The following is a 24143-nucleotide window of genomic DNA, read 5'->3' as shown; positions in this document are numbered from 1 at the left end:
GCTCCCTAAGGCCGGGAGCCTGAGCCGGAAAAACGATTACTCGTCTTCCAGTTCGATGTTGATACCGAGCGAGCGGATTTCTTTCAACAGTACGTTGAAGGACTCCGGCATGCCTGGTTCCATGCGGTGATCGCCATCCACGATGTTTTTGTACATCTTGGTACGGCCGTTAACGTCATCCGACTTAACGGTGAGCATTTCCTGCAGGGTATAAGCTGCGCCGTATGCTTCCAGTGCCCACACTTCCATCTCACCGAAGCGTTGACCACCGAACTGCGCCTTACCACCCAGCGGCTGCTGAGTAACCAAGCTGTACGAACCGGTTGAACGGGCGTGCATTTTATCGTCAACCAAGTGGTTCAGTTTCAGCATGTACATATAGCCAACGGTAACCTGGCGCTCGAACTGCTCACCGGTACGGCCATCGAACAGCGTAATCTGACCAGAAGTTGGGATTCCGCCCATTTCCAGCAGTTGCTTGATTTCACTCTCTTTCGCACCATCAAACACCGGCGTGGCGATTGGCATACCTTTTTTCAGGTTCTCTGCCAGACGCAGTACTTCGTCGTCGGTGAAAGTGTTCAGGTCAACTTTCTGGCAGACATCGTCGCCCAGATCGTAAGCCTTCTGAATGAACTCACGCAGCTTGGCCACTTCCTGATGCTGCTTCAGCATTTGGTTGATCTTCTCACCAATGCCTTTCGCAGCCATACCCAGGTGGGTTTCCAGGATCTGACCGATGTTCATACGTGATGGTACGCCCAGCGGGTTCAGTACGATGTCAACCGGCGTGCCGTTTTCATCGTAAGGCATATCTTCGATCGGGTTGATCTTGGAGATAACACCCTTGTTACCGTGGCGGCCTGCCATCTTGTCACCCGGTTGAATCTGACGCTTAACGGCCAGATAAACCTTAACGATTTTCAGCACGCCTGGTGCCAGATCGTCGCCTTGGGTGATCTTACGACGCTTGGCGTCCAGCTTCTTCTCGAAGTCGGATTTCAGCTCGTCGTACTGCTCTGCCAGCTGTTCCAGCTGGTTTTGCTTCTCTTCGTCGGTCAGGCCCAGTTCCAGCCAGCGATCGCGTGGCAGCTTGCTCAGCTTCTCAGCTTCAACGCCGCCGGCAACCAACACCGCATGGATACGTGCAAACAGGCCAGCTTCCAGGATCTGCAGTTCTTCAGTCAGGTCTTTCTTCGCCTGCTTCAGCTGCATTTCTTCGATTTCCAACGCACGCTTGTCTTTGTCCACGCCATCACGGGTGAAGACCTGCACGTCGATAACCGTACCGGAAACGCCGTTTGGTACACGCAGAGAAGAGTCTTTAACGTCAGACGCTTTCTCACCGAAGATCGCGCGCAGCAGCTTCTCTTCTGGCGTCAGCTGGGTTTCACCTTTCGGCGTTACCTTACCCACCAGAATGTCGCCACCGGTCACTTCAGCACCGATATACACGATACCGGATTCATCCAGTTTGGAGAGCGCAGCTTCACCCACGTTAGGGATATCGGCAGTGATCTCTTCAGGCCCCAGCTTGGTGTCGCGAGACACGCACGCCAGTTCCTGAATGTGGATGGTCGTGAAGCGATCTTCCTGAACCACGCGCTCGGACACCAAGATGGAGTCTTCGAAGTTGTAGCCGTTCCACGGCATGAACGCCACGCGCATGTTCTGGCCCAGCGCCAATTCACCCAGATCCGTGGACGGGCCATCTGCCAGCACGTCGCCGCGCTCGATTGGCTCACCCAGGTTCACACACGGCATCTGGTTGATGCAGGTGTTCTGGTTAGAACGGGTGTACTTGGTCAGGTTATAAATATCGATACCTGCTTCGCCCGCGAGCATCTCGTCTTCGTTAACTTTGATAACGATACGGGAAGCATCCACGTACTGGATCACGCCGCCACGTTTGGCTACGGCAGTAACACCGGAGTCAACCGCAACCGCACGTTCCATACCGGTACCAACCAGCGGCTTGTCAGCACGCAGAGTCGGAACCGCCTGACGTTGCATGTTCGCACCCATCAATGCACGGTTGGCGTCATCGTGTTCCAGGAATGGAATCAGTGAAGCACCAACGGAGACAACCTGCTGGGTTGATACGTCCATATAGTCAACCTGATCGCGGCTAAACAGGCTCGATTCGCCTTTGCTACGACAGGTGACCAGGTCTTCTTCGAAGCGGCCGTCATCATCCAGGTTGGAGTTCGCCTGAGCGATAACGAAGTTGCCTTCTTCAATAGCAGACAGGTAGTTGATTTCATCGGTAACCAGACCGTCACGCACGCGGCGGTACGGGGTTTCCAGGAAGCCATACTCGTTGGTCTGTGCGTACACGGACAAGGAGTTGATCAGACCGATGTTTGGACCTTCCGGCGTTTCGATTGGACACACGCGACCATAGTGAGTCGGGTGTACGTCTCGAACTTCAAAGCCGGCACGTTCACGGGTCAGACCGCCTGGGCCCAATGCAGAGATACGACGTTTGTGCGTAATCTCGGACAACGGGTTGTTCTGGTCCATAAATTGAGACAGCTGGCTGGAACCGAAGAACTCTTTCACCGCAGCCGAAATCGGCTTGGCGTTGATCATGTCCTGAGGCATCAGGGTGTCCAGATCGCCCAGGGACAGACGTTCTTTAACCGCACGCTCAACACGCACCAGGCCTACACGGAACTGGTTCTCAGCCATTTCGCCGACGGAACGAATACGACGGTTGCCCAAGTGGTCGATATCGTCCACTTCGCCTTTACCGTTACGGATATCGATGAGCTTCTTCATCACTTCAATGATGTCGTCTTTGCTCAGGATGCCCGAACCTTCGATCTCGTCGCGCAGCAGGGAACGGTTGAACTTCATACGACCAACCGCAGACAGATCGTAGCGGTCTTCAGAGAAGAACAGGTTCTCGAACAGGCTTTCGGCAGCTTCGCGCGTTGGCGGCTCACCAGGGCGCATCATGCGGTAGATTTCTACCAGTGCGCTCAGACGATCGCTGGTTGGGTCGACACGTATAGTCTCAGAGATATACGCACCGTGATCCAGATCGTTGGTGAACAGCGTTTCGATACGCTTGTGGCCTGACTGGCTCAGTTTGGCCAGCAAATCCAGCGACAGCTCCATGTTGGCTGCGCAGATCAGCTCACCGGTATTGGTATCGATATAGTCCTTCGCGACCACTTTGCCCGCAATGTACTCAACCGGTACTTCAATACTCTGAATTTCGTCTTTTTCGAGCTGACGGATATGACGAGCGGTGATACGACGGCCTTTCTCAATGTAGATCTTGCCGTTGGCTTCGATATCAAACGAAGCAGTTTCACCACGCAGACGCTCTGGAACCAGCTCCATCTGCAGCTTGTTATCACGGATCTCGAACACAACTTTCGCAAAGAACAGGTCAAGGATCTGCTCAGTGGTGAATTGCAGCGCGCGCAGAATGATGGTCGCAGGCAGTTTACGGCGACGGTCAATACGCACGAACAGGTTGTCTTTCGGGTCAAACTCGAAATCCAACCATGAACCGCGGTAAGGGATGATACGTGCGTTGTACAGCACTTTACCCGAGGAGTGGGTTTTACCCTTATCGCTGTCAAAGAATACGCCAGGACTACGGTGAAGCTGAGATACGATAACCCTCTCAGTACCGTTGATCACAAAGGTACCGTTTTCGGTCATGAGCGGAATTTCGCCCATATAGACTTCTTGTTCCTTGATGTCTTTGACCGTACCTTCCGGAGCTTCGCGCTCATAGATTACCAGGCGCAGTTTTACGCGCAGCGGTGCAGAATACGTCACACCACGGATCTGGCACTCTTTGACGTCGAACACCGGCTCACCAAGACGGTAGCTAACGTATTGCAGCTCCGAATTGCCACTGTAGCTCTGGATAGGGAAAACAGAACGGAATGCGGCTTCAAGGCCGTACTGCCCTTCTGGGTCTTGCTCGATAAACTTCTGGAACGAGTCAAGCTGGATAGAAAGGAGATATGGTATGTCCAGAACTTGTGGACGCTTACCAAAATCCTTACGAATACGTTTTTTCTCGGTATAGGAGTAAACCATAGGGTTCCTCAGCTCGCTGATCAGTGACCCAATCTGTCCGTCCGGATAGAGGACGGTTCATGCAACACCATTTTGTGGATCGGAAAGCGGGAACACTTTCCGCAATACTCGTTTCTATCACGCTTAAATCATTTCATCGCGCTATGCGGCATATTCGGCTGCGGCAGGGAGGGCAATATATTAAGTCGTCGATAGAAAGAAATATTGGGGTTAGCCAGTAGCCAAACAGTGTGAAACTCTACTGACGCCCTACAGCGCAAAAAGGCTGGCGACCAAAAAGTCACCAGCCATCAGTCTGTTAAGTCAGACTGCACTCTGAGAAGTTAAACTTACTTAACTTCAACAGAAGCGCCAGCTTCTTCCAGAGCTTTTTTCAGTGCTTCAGCGTCGTCTTTGCTGATGCCTTCTTTCAGTACTGCTGGAGCAGATTCTACCAGGTCTTTGGCTTCTTTCAGGCCCAGACCGGTTGCGCCACGTACTGCTTTGATAACTGCAACCTTGTTGCCGCCGATAGCAGACAGAACAACGTCGAATTCAGTTTTTTCTTCAACAACTTCAGCAGCAGCAGCAGGACCTGCAGCTACAGCAGCAGCAGAAACACCGAACTTCTCTTCCATAGCGGCGATCAGTTCAACGATTTCCATTACAGACAGAGCTGCAACGCCTTCGATAATTTGGTCTTTAGTGATAGACATAACAAAAGTTCCTAAAATTCAGAAATAGTTTAAATACGTAAGCAACGGATAAGAGAGAGGGCTTATGCCGCTTCTTTCTGATCGCGCAGTGCAGCCAGAGTGCGAACCAATTTGCCAGCAGCGGCTTCTTTCATGGTTGCCATCAGGCGTGCGATTGCTTCATCGTAAGTAGGCAGAGTTGCCAAGCGGTCAATTTGTGCCGCAGGGATCAGCTCACCTTCAAAGGCCGCAGCTTTAATCTCGAACTTTGCATTCGCTTTCGCGAAATCTTTGAACAGACGAGCAGCAGCGCCCGGGTGTTCATGAGAAAATGCAATCAAGGTAGGACCGACAAACGTGTCTTTCAGGCATTCGAACGGAGTGCCTTCAACTACGCGACGCATCAGGGTGTTACGAACAACACGCATGTAAACGCCAGCTTCACGACCTGCTTTACGCAGTTCAGTCATTTTATCAACGGTAACGCCACGGGAATCCGCAACAACCGCAGACAGCGCGCCTTTGGCTACTTCGTTGACTTCAGCAACAATCGCTTGTTTGTCTTGAAGATTTAATGCCATTAGCTTTTTGCTCCTGGATTTAGCCGGGGGAAATCCCCGGCACTCACATCACTCAGCACCTAGTGATAAATCACGCGGTGAGAGCGTTCAAACACGGTGAGCAGAATCCAGCAAAGACAATTTAAAATTTTCTTTAGGCTCTGTCACCGTCTACGCAGGAAGGATTAAGTACCTTTCGATACACCTGCGGTCTTGGACGGAGGCCTGGATAGGCCAGGCTCCAACCGAAAAATCTTTGTTCCGCTGATGGCTATGACCAATAGCGAAACCTTGGGGGATAAGATTCTAGACAAATCTTAGCCCCAAGTCAAAGCGATAATCGCAAGGCGATTAGTTCGCTACAGCAGTCAGGCCGCTTTGATCGATAGCAACGCCAGCACCCATGGTGGTGGAGAGGCTAACTTTCTTGATGTACACGCCTTTAGCCTGAGATGGTTTTGCCTTTTTCAGCGCAACCAGCAGAGCTTCCAGGTTTTCTTTCAGCTTGTCTGACTCGAAATCAACCTTACCGATAGTGGTATGGATGATGCCGTTTTTGTCGTTACGGTAACGAACCTGGCCTGCTTTAGCGTTTTTCACTGCTTCAGCAACGTTCGGAGTAACGGTACCCACTTTCGGGTTTGGCATCAGGCCACGTGGACCCAGGATCTGGCCCAGTTGACCAACAACGCGCATTGCATCTGGAGATGCAATAACAACGTCGAAGTTCATTTCGCCTTTCTTGATCTGGTCTGCCAGATCTTCCATACCTACCAGCTCTGCGCCAGCAGCTTTAGCTGCTTCAGCGTTAGGGCCTTGGGCAAATACGGCAACGCGAACGGAACGACCGGTGCCGTTTGGCAGAACGGTAGCGCCACGAACGTTTTGGTCAGATTTACGAGCGTCGATGCCGAGGTTAACAGCAACGTCAACGCTTTCTACGAATTTAGCAGTGGCCAGCTCTTTCAGCAGAGCAACAGCTTCGGTGATGTCATACTGTTTAGTAGCATCAACTTTGTCACGGATCACGCGCATGCGCTTGGTCAGCTTAGCCATTTCTTAATCCTCCACTACCAGGCCCATGGAACGAGCAGTACCTTCGATGGAGCGAGTCATCGCTTCAACGTTAGAACCAGTCATGTCCGCAGCTTTGGTTTCTGCGATTTCACGTACCTGAGCACTAGTCACTTTACCTACTTTGTCTTTGTTCGGCTTGCCTGAACCAGACTTGATACCAGCCGCTTTTTTCAGCAGAACTGCTGCTGGCGGGGTTTTGGTAACGAAAGTGAAGGAGCGGTCAGAATAAACAGTAATAACAACCGGAATCGGCAGACCTTTCTCAACGCTGTCAGTCTTAGCATTGAACGCCTTACAGAATTCCATGATGTTAACGCCTTGCTGACCCAGAGCTGGACCAACTGGCGGACTTGGGTTCGCCATACCGGCTGCAACTTGCAGCTTAACGTAGGCTTGTACTTTCTTGGCCATTTACAATTCCTCGGTTTGGGTAATAACGCCTCAAAAGAGGCTCCCCGTGTTTCACCCCGCTCAACGAGCAAGGCCTATAAAAACAAAAGGCGCGAAATTATAGTTCAATTTCGCGCCTCTGACAAGCGGCAAAAGCCACTTATTGCTGATTAATTGATCAGCCTTTTTCAACCTGAGCAAAATCCAGTTCCACCGGCGTTGCACGCCCAAAGATGGAAACAGAAACTTTCAGGCGACTCTTCTCGTAGTCCACTTCTTCAACAACACCGTTGAAGTCAGCAAATGGACCATCGTTAACGCGGACCAGTTCACCCGGTTCGAACAGCGTTTTAGGACGCGGTTTATCACCAACCTGCTGCAGGCGGTTCATAATCGCATCGACTTCTTTATCGCTGATCGGTGCCGGACGGTCAGAGGTACCGCCGATGAAACCCATTACGCGTGGAACGCTGCGCACCAAGTGCCAGCTAGCGTCATTCATCACCATCTGAACCAGCACATAGCCCGGGAAGAATTTGCGCTCGCTTTTACGGCGTTGGCCACCACGGATTTCAACAACTTCTTCCGTAGGAACCATCACTTCGCCGAACAGCTCTTCCATATCGTGCAGTTTGATATGTTCACGCAGCGATTGCGCAACGCGACCTTCAAAACCGGAAAACGCCTGAACGACGTACCAACGTTTTTTTGGAGCTTCAGACATTTTAGAACCTCAGGCCAGTAATAAACGATACCAGACGGACCAGAATACCATCCAGCCCCCACAGAATCAGCGACATCACGGCAGTTACCGCGGCAACGATCAACGTGGTATGTAGCGTTTCCTGACGAGTTGGCCAAATCACTTTGCGCACTTCAGTACGCGCTTCGCGCGCAAACGCAACGGTAGCTTTGCCTTTGGTGGTCATCAGCGCTACTGCGCCTGCAACGGCGATAACCACTACAACAGCCAGCGCACGTAATGGCAGGCTGAAATCACGGTAGTAATAATTACCGACAATAGCCACAACCAACAGAACGGCGACGATCAGCCACTTAGCCGCTTCCAGGCCGCGCCCGCTCCCTTGAGCCTCGGTATTCGCACTCATAAACCAACCTGTCACAATGAATTCAGAACAGACAACTTTGCCTCACATCGCGAGGCAAACCAAACCGATCAGATGCTGCTTCGGCAACATTTCGGTGTTTTACGCTATGACGTATCTCAGTCAATACGGTTTAAGAGCCCATCTCACCAATGATTATGACTGCAAAATCGCTGATGAGATAGGTTCTAGTTCACAGCGTAGAAAAAGGGCATCAAATGATGCCCTTTTACCGCGTGTCGCGTCAAATGTTATCAGCGATTAAGCGATAACTTTAGCAACAACACCAGCGCCAACAGTACGGCCGCCTTCACGGATTGCGAAACGCAGGCCGTCGTCCATCGCGATTGGGTGGATCAGGGTAACAACCATGTTCACGTTGTCACCTGGCATTACCATCTCTACGCCTTCTGGCAGTTCGATGGTACCGGTCACGTCAGTTGTACGGAAGTAGAACTGTGGACGGTAGCCTTTGAAGAATGGAGTATGACGACCACCTTCTTCTTTGCTCAGGATGTACACTTCTGAGTCAAACTTGGTGTGCGGCTTGATTGAACCTGGTTTAGCCAGAACCTGACCACGTTCGATATCTTCGCGCTTGATACCACGCAGCAGAACACCCACGTTCTCACCAGCACGGCCTTCGTCCAGCAGTTTGCGGAACATTTCAACGCCGGTACAGGTAGACTTAACGGTGTCTTTGATACCCACGATTTCAACTTCTTCGCCAACTTTAACGATACCGCGCTCAACACGACCGGTAACAACGGTACCACGACCGGAGATGGAGAATACGTCTTCGATTGGCAGCAGGAACGGCTTGTCGATAGCACGCTCTGGTTCTGGGATGTAAGAATCCAGGAAACCGGCCAGCTCGATGATTTTAGCTTCCCACTCAGGTTCGCCTTCCAGTGCTTTCAGCGCTGAACCACGAACAACCGGCAGGTCATCACCAGGGAAGTCGTAAGCAGACAGAAGTTCACGAACTTCCATTTCTACCAGCTCCAGCAGCTCTTCATCATCAACCATGTCGCATTTGTTCATGAATACGATGATGAAAGGAACGCCAACCTGACGACCCAGCAGGATGTGCTCACGGGTCTGAGGCATTGGGCCGTCAGTCGCAGCAACAACCAGGATTGCGCCGTCCATCTGAGCAGCACCGGTGATCATGTTTTTAACGTAGTCGGCGTGCCCTGGGCAGTCAACGTGCGCGTAGTGACGGCTTGGGGTGTCATATTCAACGTGAGAAGTGTTGATGGTGATACCACGAGCTTTTTCTTCTGGCGCGTTATCGATCTGGTCGAAAGCACGTGCAGAACCGCCGTAGGTTTTAGCCAGAACGGTGGTGATTGCTGCAGTCAGGGTAGTTTTACCGTGGTCAACGTGGCCGATAGTACCGACGTTAACGTGCGGTTTTGAACGTTCAAACTTTTCTTTAGACATCGATTGTCCCTCTAAGACACGGATAAATCGGTGGTATCACCACATCAACCAAGCATTTGCTTGTTGAATCCAGAACAGAAAGAAAATCAGGGGGCGAGATAATAAGAAGTGGTGCTGATAGGCAGATTCGAACTGCCGACCTCACCCTTACCAAGGGTGCGCTCTACCAACTGAGCTATATCAGCACATCTTGGAGCGGGCAGTGGGAATCGAACCCACATCATCAGCTTGGAAGGCTGAGGTAATAGCCATTATACGATGCCCGCATCCTGGAACTCGGCTACCTGACTTTTCTGTAGAATTTTTAGGTGGGAGAAGGATTGTTCGTCGCTTAACTCTCACCCTTCGAGCCTGCTGCGCTTTGCACTGCACAACTCGAACCTTGCTGAAGACTTTCGCCTTCCCCTTCCGCACATTAACTGTTGCGAGTTATCCGCTGGTCAGTCAACTGCCGAAGGCAAGATTTGGTGGTGGGGGAAGGATTCGAACCTTCGAAGTCTGTGACGGCAGATTTACAGTCTGCTCCCTTTGGCCGCTCGGGAACCCCACCAGATTTTAACTACTGTGACTTGATTGGTGCCGGCTACCGGAATCGAACTGGTGACCTACTGATTACAAGTCAGTTGCTCTACCAACTGAGCTAAGCCGGCATCAAGTGCAGCGCATTCTAGGTAGAGCGAGCGACCTATGCAACAAAAAAATTGCGTTCCGTGCACTTTCGCTCACAAATCACCCAATTTTGCATACTACCGGGCAATTCGCACCGCACGACGTGCAAACATTCATCAATCGCAAGCATCATTCTGCAAAAATCTATTGGATTTTTACAAGTGTTGACTCGGTATTTCTCCGTACTGGCAATCTCAAACCGATCGTTCGAATTTTGGCAAACTCTGAGCCAAGCCGATGCACCACAAAGAGGATACTGCCCTATGCGGATGCATAAACTGCGCTCAGACTTCATCGGCCTAGCCATCAATGCGCCCTTACCGCTTTGGCGCAGTTATTGCTTCTTTTCATTACCCCCGCCCAGGAGGAATGACCAATGAAACTTGTTTTGATTAATGCAGCCACGTTACCTATTTACCGCGATGAGCTGGCCCGTCTATTAACCGATGCGGTCGCTCACGGCGCTTCTGTCGACTATGACACGTTGATTCCCCATGAAGATGCCGAGAGCTATTTCCATAGCCTGCGCCCGGCACTGGCCAAAGGAGAGCTGCTGCTGTGGATCGCCAGGGATGACAGTGGCGTCATCGGCACCGTGCAACTCGAGCTCTGCCAAAAACCGAATGGCCGCAATCGCGCTGAGGTACAAAAACTGTTGGTGCACAGCCGCGCACAGCGTAACGGTGTTGGGCACGCCTTAATGAAGGCATTAGAGAAGAGCGCCCTGCAGCAGCATCGAGGCTTGTTGTATCTAGATACTCAGACCGGCTCAGCTGCAGAAGCCTTGTATCGTTCTCTTGGTTATCGCTTCCTGGGTGAGCTGCCGGATTATGCCGCCGCGCCAGATGGCAGTTACCATCCCACGGTGATTTATTACAAACGCCTGTTTGCCGTAAATCAGCCTTTTCGCGCAATCGCCAGCTAGCATGAAAGCGGTATCATCACCGGGTGATACCGCTTTGCGGCCCCTATCAATCAACTGCGCGCCGCCTCGCACAATTGACATAAACTCCTACTAATCGCCAACTTTTGCGAAAAAAGTCTACGCCAAAAACCAAGCTGTCTATAATATGCAGCTTGTTTATTATCTGGACTTGGCGTCTGGCGCCTTTCCCAACCTGCGTTAACAGGCAGAATTTGGCTTATGATAAAAAGAGATCAATCTTTAGCGACGCCTTACCTTCAGTTCGATCGTACCCAGTGGGCTGCGTTGCGAGATTCGGTGCCGCTGACGCTGTCAGAAGAAGAGATCGTTAAACTAAAAGGGATTAACGAAGATCTCTCTTTGGAAGAGGTAGCACAGATTTATCTGCCGCTATCGCGTCTGCTGAATTTTTATATCAGTTCCAACCTTCGTCGTCAGGCCGTACTTGAACAATTTCTCGGTACCGATGGCCAGAAAATTCCCTATGTCATCGGCATTGCCGGCAGCGTTGCCGTAGGTAAAAGCACTACCGCACGTTTACTCCAGGCATTACTCAGCAGTTGGCCGGAGCATCGGAGTGTTGAACTGATCACCACCGACGGTTTTCTGCACCCTAATAAGGTGCTGAACGAACGGGGGTTGATGAAGAAAAAAGGATTCCCGCAGTCTTACGATATGCACAGCCTGGTGAAATTCGTTTCTGAGGTGAAATCCGGCGCCAAACGCGTGACGGCACCCGTATATTCCCACCTGATCTATGACGTCGTTCCGGATGGCAATAAAGTTATTGAGCAGCCAGATATTCTTATTCTGGAAGGACTAAACGTATTACAGAGCGGAATGGATTACCCTCACGATCCACATCACGTATTTGTTTCTGACTTCGTTGATTTCTCAATATATGTCGATGCGCCTGAGCAATTGCTGCAAACCTGGTATATCAACCGGTTCCTGAAATTTCGTCAGGGTGCATTTTCTAATCCTGACTCTTATTTCCATAACTACGCAAAGCTGCCAGAGCCGGAGGCCATTAACATTGCCACCCAACTATGGAACGAGATTAATGGATTGAATTTACAGCAAAATATTCTTCCAACCCGTGAGCGAGCCAGCCTGATAATGACGAAAAGCGCTAATCATGCGGTCGAACATGTGCGATTGAGGAAATAATGCTATAAAATAGATGGGGACAATCTTGGTCCCCTATCAATAATTGTTATTCGGCGCTACGTAGAGATATTTCCCCCCCGATAAATGGCTTTATCGCACCATTCTGTTCGAGCAGTAATGCCCCTTGCTGATCAATACCACGCGCAATACCAAAAATTTGTTGTTCGCCTATTAGCAGTTTAACAGGCCGATCAATAAAGTTATCCAAAGCACGCCATCGCGAAATAAAGGGTGCCAGTCCATCAATCTCAAACTGCTGCAAAGATTGACGCAACTCATTCAGCAAGGTTGCTGCCAGCTCATTGCGATCTATGCTAATCCCCGCTTCCTGCAGATTTATCCAACCCTGATTGATAGCATTGGCATTGCTTTCACGCATCGCCAAATTGATACCAGCGCCCATCACCAACTGCGCAGCATCACCGGTTTTTCCTGTTAATTCAACCAAGATACCAGCCAGTTTACGATCGTTGAGGTATAAATCATTAGGCCATTTAACCCTGACCTCCTCAGCGCCAAGGCGTTGCAACACCTCCGCCATCACTATACCAATCACCAGGCTGAGACCCATTGCCGCTGCCGGTCCCTGCTCCAGACGCCAAAACATCGAAAGATACAAATTAGCACCAAACGGCGATATCCATTGCCGCCCGCGTCGGCCACGTCCCGCCTGCTGATACTCAGCGACACAGGCATCACCCGATTGTAACTCAGTGATGCGATCCAGCAGATATTGGTTGGTGGAGTCTACTACCGATAACACAGTTACACGCTTATCTGCCAGTTGGCCAAGAATACGTTTTGAATCGAGCAGTTGGATGGGAGCAGGCAGACTGTATCCTTTTCCCGGCACGGTAAATACATCCAGACCCCACTCACGAATTGTCTGGATATGTTTATTAATCGCTGCGCGACTCATCCCGAGATACTCGCCCAGATGCTCTCCTGAATGGAAACTCCCATCAGCCAATAGCGCAATTATCTTTAGTGGGACTTTAGAGTCTTTCATGAGAGAACTTCCACAGCATTACGTTCACCCGTCGCACCGATAAAACGAACTTCAGGCTCCAACCACACATCGAACTTCTTCGCTACCGTATTACGTACATGGCGAGCCAAAGCGACTACGTCCTGGCTACAGGCATCACCCAGGTTAACCAGAACAAGCGCCTGTTGACGATGTACCGCTGCACCGCCAATTTGATAACCCTTCAGCTCACACCGGTCGATCAACCAGCCGGCAGCCAGCTTCACCCGGCCATCCTGTTGCGGATAATGTGGCATACCCGGATAAAGAGCAATCAGCTCAGCGCCCTTCTGCTCACTGACCAGCGGATTCTTGAAGAAACTACCTGCATTACCGGTAACCGCGGGATCAGGCAACTTGCTGCGGCGCATGGTGCATACCGACTCAAATATCTGACGTGGCGTCACCGTTTCCGGATCCAGTTTCGTCAGATCGCCATAATTCAGCATCGGGCTCCACTGTTTGCTCAATCGCAAGCCTACGCCGACAATGATATGGCCGGTCTGAAAATCATGCTTGAAAATGCTTTCACGATAACCGAATCCGCACTCTGATGTCGGGATACGATCGATGGCACCAGTATTAAAGTCCAGTAAATCAACGTAGTCGCATACACTTTTCAGTTCGATACCGTAGGCACCAATATTTTGAATAGGTGCAGAACCGACCAGACCCGGAATCAAAGCCAGGTTTTCCAGCCCAGGAATACCGTTATCCAACGTATTACAGACCAAACCATGCCAGTTTTCGCCGGCACCAACATGAAGGTACCAGGCATCTGTCTCTTCTCTGATATCGATGCCTTTGAATTGATTGATCATAACCGTACCGGCAAAATCCTCAAGAAACAGGACATTACTTCCTTCACCGAGCACCAACAATGGCTCTTGACGCTTTTGCGTTTTCTGCCAAACCTTGATCATTAGTTCGATTCTATCTGCAATGACCAGCTGCGCTGCGTTAACCGGGAGCGCAAAGGTATTGTGTGTTTTTAAAGACGCACGTTCAGTAGACATAACGTTAAATACCTATACGGAAATAAACTTTTACCTAGTCTACTAGATTCGACGCGCTAGGCTAATATTTGTTTTTATTGTTTTTAATTTAGCCAGGTAATCATCCGCATGGAATATATTTCTAATTGTTTTATAAGGAAATATTTATATAAATAGATGAGGTAATGTAATGAAGATAATGAGCGGCGTGATTAATAAAGGTATTATCTTAATTTGACGCCTATGGTCACGCAGCACAATGCCTACTATTTATCGCTCTTTATATGTATGAAATTATTTATCATTTTTAAACATCGCTCCCACTTATGGTTATAAGTATAATTTAAGCAGTATTTTATTCGTGAAGTGGCGGTAAATTGAGCTGCGTCCGGTATTTCCTGACCGCAAAGCAAAAAGCCCCATGCTTTCGCATGAGGCTTTCGACTTGGTTTGATGCCTGGCAGTGTCCTACTCTCGCATGGGGAGACCCCACACTACCATCGGCGCTACGGCGTTTCACTTCTGAGTTCGGCATGGGGTCAGGTGGGACCACCGCGCTATTGCCGCCAGGCAAATTCTGTTTCATTCCAACCGCTTCACTCTCGTGTCGCCATTGAAACCAATCTCGGAACTTCGCTGAAAATCTACACTAATCTCTCTAAAACACCTTCGGTGTTGTAAGGTTAAGCCTCACGGATCATTAGTACTGGTTAGCTCAATGCATCGCTGCACTTACACACCCAGCCTATCAACGTCTTAGTCTTAAACGTTCCTTCAGGGGCCTTAAAGGCCCAGGGAAGACTCATCTCGAGGCAAGTTTCGCGCTTAGATGCTTTCAGCGCTTATCTTTTCCGCACTTAGCTACCGGGCAATGCCATTGGCATGACAACCCGAACACCAGTGGTGCGTTCACTCCGGTCCTCTCGTACTAGGAGCAACCCCTCTCAATCTTCCAACGCCCACGGCAGATAGGGACCGAACTGTCTCACGACGTTCTAAACCCAGCTCGCGTACCACTTTAAATGGCGAACAGCCATACCCTTGGGACCTACTTCAGCCCCAGGATGTGATGAGCCGACATCGAGGTGCCAAACACCGCCGTCGATATGAACTCTTGGGCGGTATCAGCCTGTTATCCCCGGAGTACCTTTTATCCGTTGAGCGATGGCCCTTCCATTCAGAACCACCGGATCACTAAGACCTACTTTCGTACCTGCTCGAGCCGTCACTCTCGCAGTCAAGCTAGCTTATGCCTTTGCACTAACCTCACGATGTCCGACCGTGATTAGCTAACCTTCGTGCTCCTCCGTTACTCTTTGGGAGGAGACCGCCCCAGTCAAACTACCCACCAGACACTGTCCTCACCCCGGATCACGGGGCCGAGTTAGAACATCAAACATTAAAGGGTGGTATTTCAAGGTTGGCTCCACGCAGACTGGCGTCCACGCTTCAAAGCCTCCCACCTATCCTACACATCAAGGCTCAATGTTCAGTGTCAAGCTATAGTAAAGGTTCACGGGGTCTTTCCGTCTTGCCGCGGGTACACTGCATCTTCACAGCGAGTTCAATTTCACTGAGTCTCGGGTGGAGACAGCCTGGCCATCATTACGCCATTCGTGCAGGTCGGAACTTACCCGACAAGGAATTTCGCTACCTTAGGACCGTTATAGTTACGGCCGCCGTTTACTGGGGCTTCGATCAAGAGCTTCGCCTTGCGGCTGACCCCATCAATTAACCTTCCAGCACCGGGCAGGCGTCACACCGTATACGTCCACTTTCGTGTTTGCACAGTGCTGTGTTTTTATTAAACAGTTGCAGCCAGCTGGTATCTGCGACTGGCTTCGGCTCCAAGAGCAAGTCTCTTCACCTACGCGCCAGCGTGCCTTCTCCCGAAGTTACGGCACCATTTTGCCTAGTTCCTTCACCCGAGTTCTCTCAAGCGCCTTGGTATTCTCTACCTGACCACCTGTGTCGGTTTGGGGTACGATTCTGTGTTACCTGATGCTTAGAGGCTTTTCCTGGAAGCTTGGCATCAACTACTTCTGCACCGTAGTGCATCGTCATCACGCCTCAGGGTTGAATAAGAGAACGGATTTACCAATTCTCTCCCCCTACACGCTTAAACCGGGACAACCGTCGCCCGGCTAGCCTAGCCTTCTCCGTCCCCCCTTCGCAGTAACACCGAGTACAGGAATATTAACCTGTTTCCCATCGACTACGCCTTTCGGCCTCGCCTTAGGGGTCGACTCACCCTGCCCCGATTAACGTTGGACAGGAACCCTTGGTCTTCCGGCGAGCGGGTTTTTCACCCGCTTTATCGTTACTTATGTCAGCATTCGCACTTCTGATACCTCCAGCAACCCTCACAGGCCACCTTCAACGGCTTACAGAACGCTCCCCTACCCAACAACGCCTAAGCGTCGCTGCCGCAGCTTCGGTGCATGGTTTAGCCCCGTTACATCTTCCGCGCAGGCCGACTCGACCAGTGAGCTATTACGCTTTCTTTAAATGATGGCTGCTTCTAAGCCAACATCCTGGCTGTCTATGCCTTCCCACATCGTTTCCCACTTAACCATGACTTTGGGACCTTAGCTGGCGGTCTGGGTTGTTTCCCTCTTCACGACGGACGTTAGCACCCGCCGTGTGTCTCCCGTGATAACATTCTTCGGTATTCGGAGTTTGCATCGGTTTGGTAAGCCGGGATGGCCCCCTAGCCGAAACAGTGCTCTACCCCCGAAGATGAGTTCACGAGGCGCTACCTAAATAGCTTTCGGGGAGAACCAGCTATCTCCCGGTTTGATTGGCCTTTCACCCCCAGCCACAAGTCATCCGCTAATTTTTCAACATTAGTCGGTTCGGTCCTCCAGTTAGTGTTACCCAACCTTCAACCTGCCCATGGCTAGATCACCGGGTTTCGGGTCTATACCTTGCAACTATTCGCCCAGTTAAGACTCGGTTTCCCTACGGCTCCCCTATACGGTTAACCTTGCTACAAAATATAAGTCGCTGACCCATTATACAAAAGGTACGCAGTCACCCAACAAAGTAGGCTCCCACTGCTTGTACGTACACGGTTTCAGGTTCTATTTCACTCCCCTCGCCGGGGTTCTTTTCGCCTTTCCCTCACGGTACTGGTTCACTATCGGTCAGTCAGGAGTATTTAGCCTTGGAGGATGGTCCCCCCATATTCAGACAGGATGTCACGTGTCCCGCCCTACTCATCGAACTCACAGAATATGCATTTTAGTGTACGGGACTATCACCCTTTACTGTGCGACTTTCCAGACGCTTCCACTAACACACAAACTGATTCAGGTTCTGGGCTGTTCCCCGTTCGCTCGCCGCTACTGGGGGAATCTCGGTTGATTTCTTTTCCTCGGGGTACTTAGATGTTTCAGTTCCCCCGGTTCGCCTCATACGACTATGTATTCATCGTATGATAGTGCAACGAATTGCACTGGGTTTCCCCATTCGGGTATTGCCGGTTATAACGGTTCATATCACCTTACCGACACTTTTCGCAGATTAGCACGCCCTTCATCGCCTCTGACTGCCTAGGCATCCACCGTGTACGCTTAGTCACTTAACCTCACAACCCGAAGGTGTTTCTGTAAACAGAAAACACTGTCGTGCTGTTTATTTGAGAGACTCTATGACAGGTTACTCCTTACCCCAATACATCTACGGAGGGATAAGTTTCAGCTGTCATGTTTCAATTTTCAGCTTGTTCCAGATTGTTAAAGAGCAATATCTTAAACACGACTCGCAAGAGTCATCTTTAAGATTTTTTCGGTTATGACTAACCGGTGATAATGTCTTTCACTCATTATCGGATTGGCGTCCCCAAGGGGATTCGAACCCCTGTTACAGCCGTGAAAGGGCAGTGTCCTAGGCCTCTAGACGATGGGGACACGAAAATCCGATTAAACTGAACGTCTTAATCGGTTCGTATCAGCATGAGTCAGAGACTCATTACATCAACAGGTAGCGCTTTTGCTCATTACTTTTTCATCAGACAATCTGTGTGAGCACGCCACTCGAATCAATATCATTAGGTAAGGAGGTGATCCAACCGCAGGTTCCCCTACGGTTACCTTGTTACGACTTCACCCCAGTCATGAATCACAAAGTGGTAAGCGCCCTCCCGAAGGTTAAGCTACCTACTTCTTTTGCAACCCACTCCCATGGTGTGACGGGCGGTGTGTACAAGGCCCGGGAACGTATTCACCGTAGCATTCTGATCTACGATTACTAGCGATTCCGACTTCATGGAGTCGAGTTGCAGACTCCAATCCGGACTACGACGTACTTTATGAGGTCCGCTTGCTCTCGCGAGTTCGCTTCTCTTTGTATACGCCATTGTAGCACGTGTGTAGCCCTACTCGTAAGGGCCATGATGACTTGACGTCATCCCCACCTTCCTCCGGTTTATCACCGGCAGTCTCCTTTGAGTTCCCGACCGAATCGCTGGCAACAAAGGATAAGGGTTGCGCTCGTTGCGGGACTTAACCCAACATTTCACAACACGAGCTGACGACAGCCATGCAGCACCTGTCTCAGAGTTCCCGAAGGCACTAAGCTATCTCTAGCGAATTCTCTGGATGTCAAGAGTAGGTAAGGTTCTTCGCGTTGCATCGAATTAAACCACATGCTCCACCGCTTGTGCGGGCCCCCGTCAATTCATTTGAGTTTTAACCTTGCGGCCGTACTCCCCAGGCGGTCGATTTAACGCGTTAGCTCCGGAAGCCACGCCTCAAGGGCACAACCTCCAAATCGACATCGTTTACAGCGTGGACTACCAGGGTATCTAATCCTGTTTGCTCCCCACGCTTTCGCACCTGAGCGTCAGTCTTTGTCCAGGGGGCCGCCTTCGCCACCGGTATTCCTCCAGATCTCTACGCATTTCACCGCTACACCTGGAATTCTACCCCCCTCTACAAGACTCTAGCTTGCCAGTTTCAAATGCAGTTCCCACGTTAAGCGCGGGGATTTCACATCTGACTTAACAAACCGCCTGCGTGCGCTTTACGCCCAGTAATTCCGATTAACGCTTGCACCCTCCGTATTACCGCGGCTGCTGGCACGGAGTTAGCCGGTGCTTCTTCTGCGAGTAACGTCAATGTACAGTGCTATTAACACTGAACCCTTCCTCCTCGCTGAAAGTGCTTTACAACCCTAAGGCCTTCTTCACACACGCGGCATGGCTGCATCAGGCTTGCGCCCATTGTGCAATATTCCCCACTGCTGCCTCCCGTAGGAGTCTGGACCGTGTCTCAGTTCCAGTGTGGCTGGTCATCCTCTCAGACCAGCTAGGGATCGTCGCCTAGGTGAGCCATTACCCCACCTACTAGCTAATCCCATCTGGGCACATCTGATGGCGTGAGGCCCGAAGGTCCCCCACTTTGGTCCGTAGACGTTATGCGGTATTAGCTACCGTTTCCAGTAGTTATCCCCCTCCATCAGGCAGTTTCCCAGACATTACTCACCCGTCCGCCGCTCGTCACCCAGAGAGCAAGCTCTCTTGTGCTACCGCTCGACTTGCATGTGTTAGGCCTGCCGCCAGCGTTCAATCTGAGCCATGATCAAACTCTTCAATTTAAAAGTTCGATTTGCTTCAACTCGTGAAGCGATGCTCAAAGGTTACTAAATGAATTTTACTTCAGTAGTCACTCTTCAAGACTTGATATTTTTTCGTACCCGAAGGTACTGGATATCGTCTTGTGGAGTGCCCACACAGATTGTCTGATAAATTGTTAAAGAGCAGTGAGTTAGCCGCCGTAGCTTGCTATCTCGAGGTGGCGTATACTACGCTTTTCACCCGAAGAGTCAAGCGTTTATTTCGCTTTTCTCTTACCGACCTGGCGACTGGTTCTCGTTAGAGGAGTCGTTGTTCCCGGTCAGTGGAGGCGCATTATAGGGAGTTCTCAGAAGGCCGCAACCCCTAAATGCAAAAAACTTTTCAAGCGCGGATTTTTTCGGCAAAACGCTGCACAAGCCAGCGATTCCGTCACTTTTCATACTGAATTTGGCCAAACTCTTGGGTAAAACGGTCCACCTGCTGCCAATCGGTATACTCCACCTCTTTACTGGTATCCGTTTCTCCTCCCGTCATACGCATAATAAATTGAATCATGACGCGATCAAACCAACGATAACGCGGGTAGCGCAGCGCACCGGCAAACACCACGCACTGTTTTGGCTGCCATGGCGAGGAAAGCAAGAACTTACGGGTATAAGCATTGGTCTGCGGCGAACGTTTGTCCGCCTTGCGGGCGGTCAAGTTAACGGAAAAGAACGCACTCGGCATTTGGTTCAGCTGGTCGGCATGCTGCTTAACGAACTTTTCCAGCACCGGATGGAAATTGCCGTAACGCACCGAAGCGCCAATCAACACCTGTTGATACTGGCTGAGATCGACATTGTCTGCCTGCAACAAGTCAATCACGTCACAGCCCAATGTATCCTGCAATTTACTTGCTATATAAGAAGCGATAGAACGCGTTTGCCCATCACGGCTCGAATAAAGAATCAGTGCCTTCACGGCGTTACTCCTTCTATCAGGATCATTCACGCCAGAATGTTGGCGTAAAGAGAACCAGCAGCGTAAAGACTTCCAGTCGTCCGAACAGCATGGTCAGTACCAGAATCCACTTCGCCGCCGCAGGCATAGTAGTAAAGTTATCCGCTACCACGCCCAGTCCCGGCCCAAGGTTATTCAGCGTTGCCGTTACGGCGGCAAAGGCGGAGAAATCATCAACGCCAGTGGCGATAATCGCCAACATGCTGACGATAAATACCAGGGCGTAAGCTGAGAAGAATCCCCACACCGCCTCCAGGATCCTTTCCGGCAGCGCACGGTGACCCAGCTTAATGGTATAAACCGCATTAGGATGCACCAACCTTTTCAGCTCACGCGAACCTTGCAGATACAGCAACAAAATACGGATAACCTTCAGACCGCCGCCGGTCGAGCCTGCACAGCCGCCAATAAAAGCAGAGCACAACAGCAACATGGGCAGGAATAGCGGCCACTTGGAAATACTGTCAGTAGTAAAACCCGCCGTCGTCGCCATAGACACCACCTGGAAGAAAGCCTGATTAAGTGTCTCCATGCCGGTTTTATAGACGCCATGGCCCCACAGTACCGCAGTACAGACCACTACCAACGTAAACTGCACGGCAATGAACATGCGGAACTCAGGATCGCGCCAGTACACTTTCAAGCTGCGGCCGCTTAGCAGAGCGAAGTGCAAGCCGTAGTTACAACCAGAGATCAACAGGAAAATAGCAATTATGGTGTTGATGGTCGGACTGGCGTAATAACCGATGCTGGCATCGTGGGTAGAGAAACCACCAATGGCGATGGTCGAGAAGCTGTGGCCGATAGCGTCAAAGACCGACATCCCCGCCCCCCATAACGCCAGCGCACAGGCAATCGTCAACAGAACATAGATCAGCCACAGGGTTTTGGCCGTTTCGGCGATACGCGGGCGCATTTTGTTATCTTTCAGCGGGCCGGGCATTTCCGCGCGATACAGCTGCATGCCGCCGACGCCGAGGATCGGCAATATTGCTACCGCCAACACGATGATCCCCATCCCACCCATCCACTGCAGCATCTGCCGGTAGAACAAAATGGCTTTAGGCAACGAATCCAACCCCACCAGCGTCGTCGCGCCGGTGGTAGTCAAGCCGGAAAACGACTCAAAGAAAGCATCAGTAAGCGACAGATTAGGCCGTTCCGAGAACAAAAATGGCAGTGCCCCCACGCTACCCAGTACCGTCCAGAACAGCACTACAATCAGGAAACCTTCGCGTGGCTTCAGCTCATGTTTTTGTTTACGATTAGGCCACCACAGGATCAGGCCAATCGTCACCGCCACAAAGAAGGTCTGGCTGAAAGCCCTGCCCGCCCCATCGCGATATATCAACGCCACCAGACCAGGAATAAACATCGTCCCGGAGAATAAGATGACCAGCAAACCTACGATACGGGTTATGGCGCGAAAATGCATTTCAGCACAATCCTTAGCAATTCAGTTGGGGGAATTATTGCGAAACAGGGGTCAATTGCAAATTACCGCGACTAAGATCACGTAATTTTTTCCCAAAGGTCTCAACGACGGTTACCGGCAAAGCCAGGTGCAGCATGACACAGGCGCCATATTCACCCTGAACGATCCGCCCTTCAGTTTGCTGTAACAGATTCTCGACCAGCGCCAGCTGCGCATAGTCACATAGCAAAGTATATTCGGCCTGCGGAACCTTGTGGATCACAATCAACTGCTTTAGCGCCTGCTGCACGCCGCTGCCATAGGCTCGCACCAGGCCACCGGTGCCCAACTTGATACCGCCGTAATAACGTACCACTACGGCGGTAATTTCACCTATGCCGCTGCCCATAAGCTGCGCGAGGATCGGTTTACCCGCGGTGCCGGAAGGCTCACCGTCGTCGGAGAAACCCAACTGCTGTGAATCATTCGGTGGCCCGGCGATAAACGCCCAACAATGATGCCTTGCCGCCGGGTGCTCATCACGGGTCTGTTGGATAAATGCCTTTGCTGCATAGGTCCCGCACGTCGGCGCCAGCAGGGTGATAAAACGACTCTTTTTTATCTCCTCGCTGACACTGACGGGCCCTGCAGGGATCGGATAAGGCTGCATCAGGCCAGATTCAGATCGCGCGTCATGTTCTCGATACGCTTCTCGTGGATCACGATATTGTCTTCAATACGCATCCCCCCATAAGGTTTCAGCGCATCAATGCGATCCCAGGCAAAGTGCTTGCTAAACTCACCGCTACGCCATGGCGCCAATAATGACTCAATAAAATACAGGCCAGGTTCGATAGTCAGCACCATGCCGGGCTGTAACACTCGGGTACAGCGCAGGAACGGATATTTGGACGGCGCTGCCAGATGTGTACCCTGCTCATCCTGCATAAAGCCGGCGGCGTCGTGCACCTGCAAGCCCAGAGGATGGCCAAGGCCATGCGGCAGGAATGGTGTGGTGATCCCCTGTTCCACCATGGCTTCTTCGCTGATACCGCTCACCAGCTTGTGATTCTTGAGCAGTTTGGCGATACGTTGATGCATCTGTACATGGTAGTCGGTGTAGCGCACTCCCGTTTTGATGGTACCCACCAGCGCCAACATCTCGGCATTGAGGTCCTTCACCAACTGCGCGAAATCACTGCCGCTCTGGCCTGCGTAAGTGCGCGTCAAATCGGCGGCATAGCCGTTGTATTCCGCACCGGCGTCAAGCAGGAAGCTCAGCGCTTCGGCTGGCGGCTGATGGTTCAGCTTGGTGTAATGCAACACTGCCGCATGTTCATTCAGCGCCACAATATTGTCATAAGGCACATCGGTATCGCGGTGACCTGTAGCAGTAAGGTAGGCCTGATTGATGTCAAACTCACTCATGCCGGACAGGAAGGCTTCATGGGCTGCGCGGTGCCCCATAACGGCCGTCTTTTGCGCTTCGCGCATGCAGGCCTGCTCGTAACCGGTTTTGATTGAGCGATGGAAATCCAGGTAGTTCAGCACCGCTTTCGGGTTCACGTTTTCCGCTGGGATACCGAGATCGCGGGCGCGTTGCTGCCCGTAACCGATATAGCCCACGCGCTCACGCTGAGCAGGAAGCTGCTGAGCGATATCATCCGCATTGGCCAGCGGCAACAGATCGATGGACTTGGTCCAGAAGCTGTCCGGCAGCGGCTCAACGCTGTGCCAGTAATCAACCGGCGAATAGAACCACAGCTTCGGTTTGTTAACGCCATCCACCCATAACCAGCAGTTCGGTACCGATGTGACGGGCACCCAAGCCTTGAAGTGCGCATTCACTTTGAACGGATAGCTATGGTCGTCCAGAAAAACCCGTTGCAGTTCTCCGGAGTGAATCAACAAAGCATCCAGTTTGTTGCGCGCCAATACTTCGCGCGCCCGTTTTTGCAGCTCTGCCAGGTGGTCGTTATACAATGAAGCCAGCGTTTCCATCACAATACCCTTATACCCTTAAAACGGAATGCGCCATCTTAACA

The 24143-nt window shown here is 51.2% G+C and carries 16 protein-coding genes, 5 tRNA genes, 3 rRNA genes and 1 other RNA gene; 2 read left to right on the top strand and 23 right to left on the bottom strand.

From position 1 onward, the window contains the following. Nucleotides 1-36: 36 nt before the first annotated feature. The 13 genes from rpoB to JEM67_RS01680 all read right to left on the bottom strand — a co-directional run bounded on the left by rpoB (nt 37) and on the right by JEM67_RS01680 (nt 9968). On the bottom strand, nt 37-4065 hold the full coding sequence (rpoB, locus tag JEM67_RS01740; protein WP_013811126.1) for a DNA-directed RNA polymerase subunit beta: 4029 nt from the start codon (nt 4063-4065) through the stop codon (nt 37-39). Nucleotides 4066-4394: 329 nt separating this feature from the next. Next, the gene (rplL, locus tag JEM67_RS01735; RefSeq protein ID WP_006323137.1) at nt 4395-4760 is read right to left on the bottom strand and encodes a 50S ribosomal protein L7/L12; all 366 of its coding nucleotides are present in this window, start codon (nt 4758-4760) and stop codon (nt 4395-4397) included. 62 nt (nt 4761-4822) lie between these two features. Next, complete coding sequence (gene rplJ, locus JEM67_RS01730; protein WP_006323136.1) at nt 4823-5320, bottom strand: 50S ribosomal protein L10; 498 nt, start codon at nt 5318-5320, stop codon at nt 4823-4825. 330 nt (nt 5321-5650) lie between these two features. Next, nucleotides 5651-6355 carry a 50S ribosomal protein L1 gene (rplA, locus tag JEM67_RS01725; protein WP_012004742.1) on the bottom strand — a complete coding sequence of 235 codons (705 nt, stop codon included), beginning with the start codon at nt 6353-6355 and terminating at the stop codon, nt 5651-5653. A gap of 3 nt (nt 6356-6358) precedes the next feature. Further along, nucleotides 6359-6787 (bottom strand): 50S ribosomal protein L11, encoded by a 429-nt coding sequence (rplK, locus tag JEM67_RS01720; protein ID WP_006323135.1) that lies wholly within the window; start codon nt 6785-6787, stop codon nt 6359-6361. Nucleotides 6788-6944: 157 nt separating this feature from the next. After that, entirely contained in the window at nt 6945-7490 is a 546-nt protein-coding gene (nusG, locus tag JEM67_RS01715; protein WP_004953928.1) for a transcription termination/antitermination protein NusG, read from the bottom strand. A gap of 1 nt (nt 7491) precedes the next feature. Continuing rightward, complete coding sequence (secE, locus tag JEM67_RS01710) at nt 7492-7875, bottom strand: preprotein translocase subunit SecE (RefSeq protein ID WP_013811125.1); 384 nt, start codon at nt 7873-7875, stop codon at nt 7492-7494. 258 nt (nt 7876-8133) lie between these two features. Further along, nucleotides 8134-9318, bottom strand: a complete 1185-nt coding sequence (gene tuf / locus JEM67_RS01705; RefSeq protein WP_013811124.1) for an elongation factor Tu — start codon at nt 9316-9318, stop codon at nt 8134-8136. A 109-nt stretch (nt 9319-9427) separates the two neighbouring features. After that, a tRNA-Thr gene (locus tag JEM67_RS01700) sits at nt 9428-9503 on the bottom strand. Between the two features lie 6 nt (nt 9504-9509). Then, a tRNA-Gly gene (locus JEM67_RS01695) sits at nt 9510-9584 on the bottom strand. A gap of 37 nt (nt 9585-9621) precedes the next feature. Further along, nucleotides 9622-9737: non-coding RNA, RtT sRNA (locus JEM67_RS01690), on the bottom strand. A gap of 46 nt (nt 9738-9783) precedes the next feature. Further along, nucleotides 9784-9868 (bottom strand) — tRNA-Tyr (locus JEM67_RS01685). A 24-nt stretch (nt 9869-9892) separates the two neighbouring features. After that, nucleotides 9893-9968: transfer RNA gene (locus JEM67_RS01680), tRNA-Thr, on the bottom strand. 395 nt (nt 9969-10363) lie between these two features. Between JEM67_RS01680 and JEM67_RS01675 the strand changes: the two genes are divergently transcribed. After that, on the top strand, nt 10364-10912 hold the full coding sequence (locus tag JEM67_RS01675; protein ID WP_199639688.1) for a GNAT family N-acetyltransferase: 549 nt from the start codon (nt 10364-10366) through the stop codon (nt 10910-10912). A gap of 219 nt (nt 10913-11131) precedes the next feature. Next, entirely contained in the window at nt 11132-12082 is a 951-nt protein-coding gene (gene coaA, locus JEM67_RS01670) for a type I pantothenate kinase (RefSeq protein WP_004954043.1), read from the top strand. 46 nt (nt 12083-12128) lie between these two features. On the opposite strand, the gene birA is transcribed toward coaA, so the two are convergent. The 10 genes from birA to pepQ all read right to left on the bottom strand — a co-directional run bounded on the left by birA (nt 12129) and on the right by pepQ (nt 24099). Beyond that, the gene (birA, locus tag JEM67_RS01665; protein ID WP_013811122.1) at nt 12129-13091 is read right to left on the bottom strand and encodes a bifunctional biotin--[acetyl-CoA-carboxylase] ligase/biotin operon repressor BirA; all 963 of its coding nucleotides are present in this window, start codon (nt 13089-13091) and stop codon (nt 12129-12131) included. Further along, a complete protein-coding gene (gene murB / locus JEM67_RS01660) occupies nt 13088-14125 on the bottom strand; it encodes a UDP-N-acetylmuramate dehydrogenase (protein ID WP_199639690.1) in 1038 nt (345 codons plus the stop codon). The genes birA and murB overlap by 4 nt, the downstream gene beginning before the upstream one ends. A 434-nt stretch (nt 14126-14559) precedes the next feature. After that, a 5S ribosomal RNA gene (gene rrf, locus JEM67_RS01655) occupies nt 14560-14675 on the bottom strand. A 108-nt stretch (nt 14676-14783) separates the two neighbouring features. Further along, nucleotides 14784-17693, bottom strand: a 23S ribosomal RNA gene (locus tag JEM67_RS01650). A 246-nt stretch (nt 17694-17939) separates the two neighbouring features. Continuing rightward, a tRNA-Glu gene (locus JEM67_RS01645) sits at nt 17940-18015 on the bottom strand. Nucleotides 18016-18160: 145 nt separating this feature from the next. Further along, nucleotides 18161-19702 (bottom strand): 16S ribosomal RNA (locus JEM67_RS01640). Together the 16S, 23S and 5S rRNA genes with 1 tRNA gene alongside form the textbook arrangement of a ribosomal RNA operon. A gap of 409 nt (nt 19703-20111) precedes the next feature. Next, nucleotides 20112-20645: a menaquinone-dependent protoporphyrinogen IX dehydrogenase gene (hemG, locus tag JEM67_RS01635; protein WP_199636514.1), complete on the bottom strand. Its 534-nt coding sequence runs from the start codon at nt 20643-20645 to the stop codon at nt 20112-20114. Between the two features lie 22 nt (nt 20646-20667). Next, on the bottom strand, nt 20668-22119 hold the full coding sequence (gene trkH / locus JEM67_RS01630) for a Trk system potassium transporter TrkH (RefSeq protein ID WP_013811119.1): 1452 nt from the start codon (nt 22117-22119) through the stop codon (nt 20668-20670). Between the two features lie 34 nt (nt 22120-22153). Beyond that, nucleotides 22154-22768, bottom strand: a complete 615-nt coding sequence (locus JEM67_RS01625; RefSeq protein ID WP_199636512.1) for an IMPACT family protein — start codon at nt 22766-22768, stop codon at nt 22154-22156. Continuing rightward, nucleotides 22768-24099, bottom strand: coding sequence for a Xaa-Pro dipeptidase (pepQ, locus tag JEM67_RS01620; RefSeq protein ID WP_199636510.1), 1332 nt, complete (start codon nt 24097-24099; stop codon nt 22768-22770). The genes JEM67_RS01625 and pepQ overlap by 1 nt, the downstream gene beginning before the upstream one ends. Between the last annotated feature and the right edge of the window lie 44 nt (nt 24100-24143).

Source organism: Serratia sp. PAMC26656, from assembly GCF_016469055.2.
Classification (GTDB): domain Bacteria; phylum Pseudomonadota; class Gammaproteobacteria; order Enterobacterales; family Enterobacteriaceae; genus Serratia; species Serratia plymuthica.
The sequence above is the reverse complement of the archived record's forward strand: the minus strand, read 5'-3'. Positions and strand labels throughout refer to the sequence as shown.

Bases quoted from the DNA above. Each gene is read 5' to 3' on its own strand.
- rpoB (WP_013811126.1), bottom strand. From the start codon at position 4,065: ATGGTTTACTCCTATACCGAGAAAAAACGTATTCGTAAGGATTTTGGT.
- rplL (WP_006323137.1), bottom strand. From the start codon at position 4,760: ATGTCTATCACTAAAGACCAAATTATCGAAGGCGTTGCAGCTCTGTCT.
- rplJ (WP_006323136.1), bottom strand. From the start codon at position 5,320: ATGGCATTAAATCTTCAAGACAAACAAGCGATTGTTGCTGAAGTCAAC.
- rplA (WP_012004742.1), bottom strand. From the start codon at position 6,355: ATGGCTAAGCTGACCAAGCGCATGCGCGTGATCCGTGACAAAGTTGAT.
- rplK (WP_006323135.1), bottom strand. From the start codon at position 6,787: ATGGCCAAGAAAGTACAAGCCTACGTTAAGCTGCAAGTTGCAGCCGGT.
- nusG (WP_004953928.1), bottom strand. From the start codon at position 7,490: ATGTCTGAAGCTCCAAAAAAACGTTGGTACGTCGTTCAGGCGTTTTCC.
- secE (WP_013811125.1), bottom strand. From the start codon at position 7,875: ATGAGTGCGAATACCGAGGCTCAAGGGAGCGGGCGCGGCCTGGAAGCG.
- tuf (WP_013811124.1), bottom strand. From the start codon at position 9,318: ATGTCTAAAGAAAAGTTTGAACGTTCAAAACCGCACGTTAACGTCGGT.
- JEM67_RS01675 (WP_199639688.1), top strand. From the start codon at position 10,364: ATGAAACTTGTTTTGATTAATGCAGCCACGTTACCTATTTACCGCGAT.
- coaA (WP_004954043.1), top strand. From the start codon at position 11,132: ATGATAAAAAGAGATCAATCTTTAGCGACGCCTTACCTTCAGTTCGAT.
- birA (WP_013811122.1), bottom strand. From the start codon at position 13,091: ATGAAAGACTCTAAAGTCCCACTAAAGATAATTGCGCTATTGGCTGAT.
- murB (WP_199639690.1), bottom strand. From the start codon at position 14,125: ATGTCTACTGAACGTGCGTCTTTAAAAACACACAATACCTTTGCGCTC.
- trkH (WP_013811119.1), bottom strand. From the start codon at position 22,119: ATGCATTTTCGCGCCATAACCCGTATCGTAGGTTTGCTGGTCATCTTA.
- JEM67_RS01625 (WP_199636512.1), bottom strand. From the start codon at position 22,768: ATGCAGCCTTATCCGATCCCTGCAGGGCCCGTCAGTGTCAGCGAGGAG.
- pepQ (WP_199636510.1), bottom strand. From the start codon at position 24,099: ATGGAAACGCTGGCTTCATTGTATAACGACCACCTGGCAGAGCTGCAA.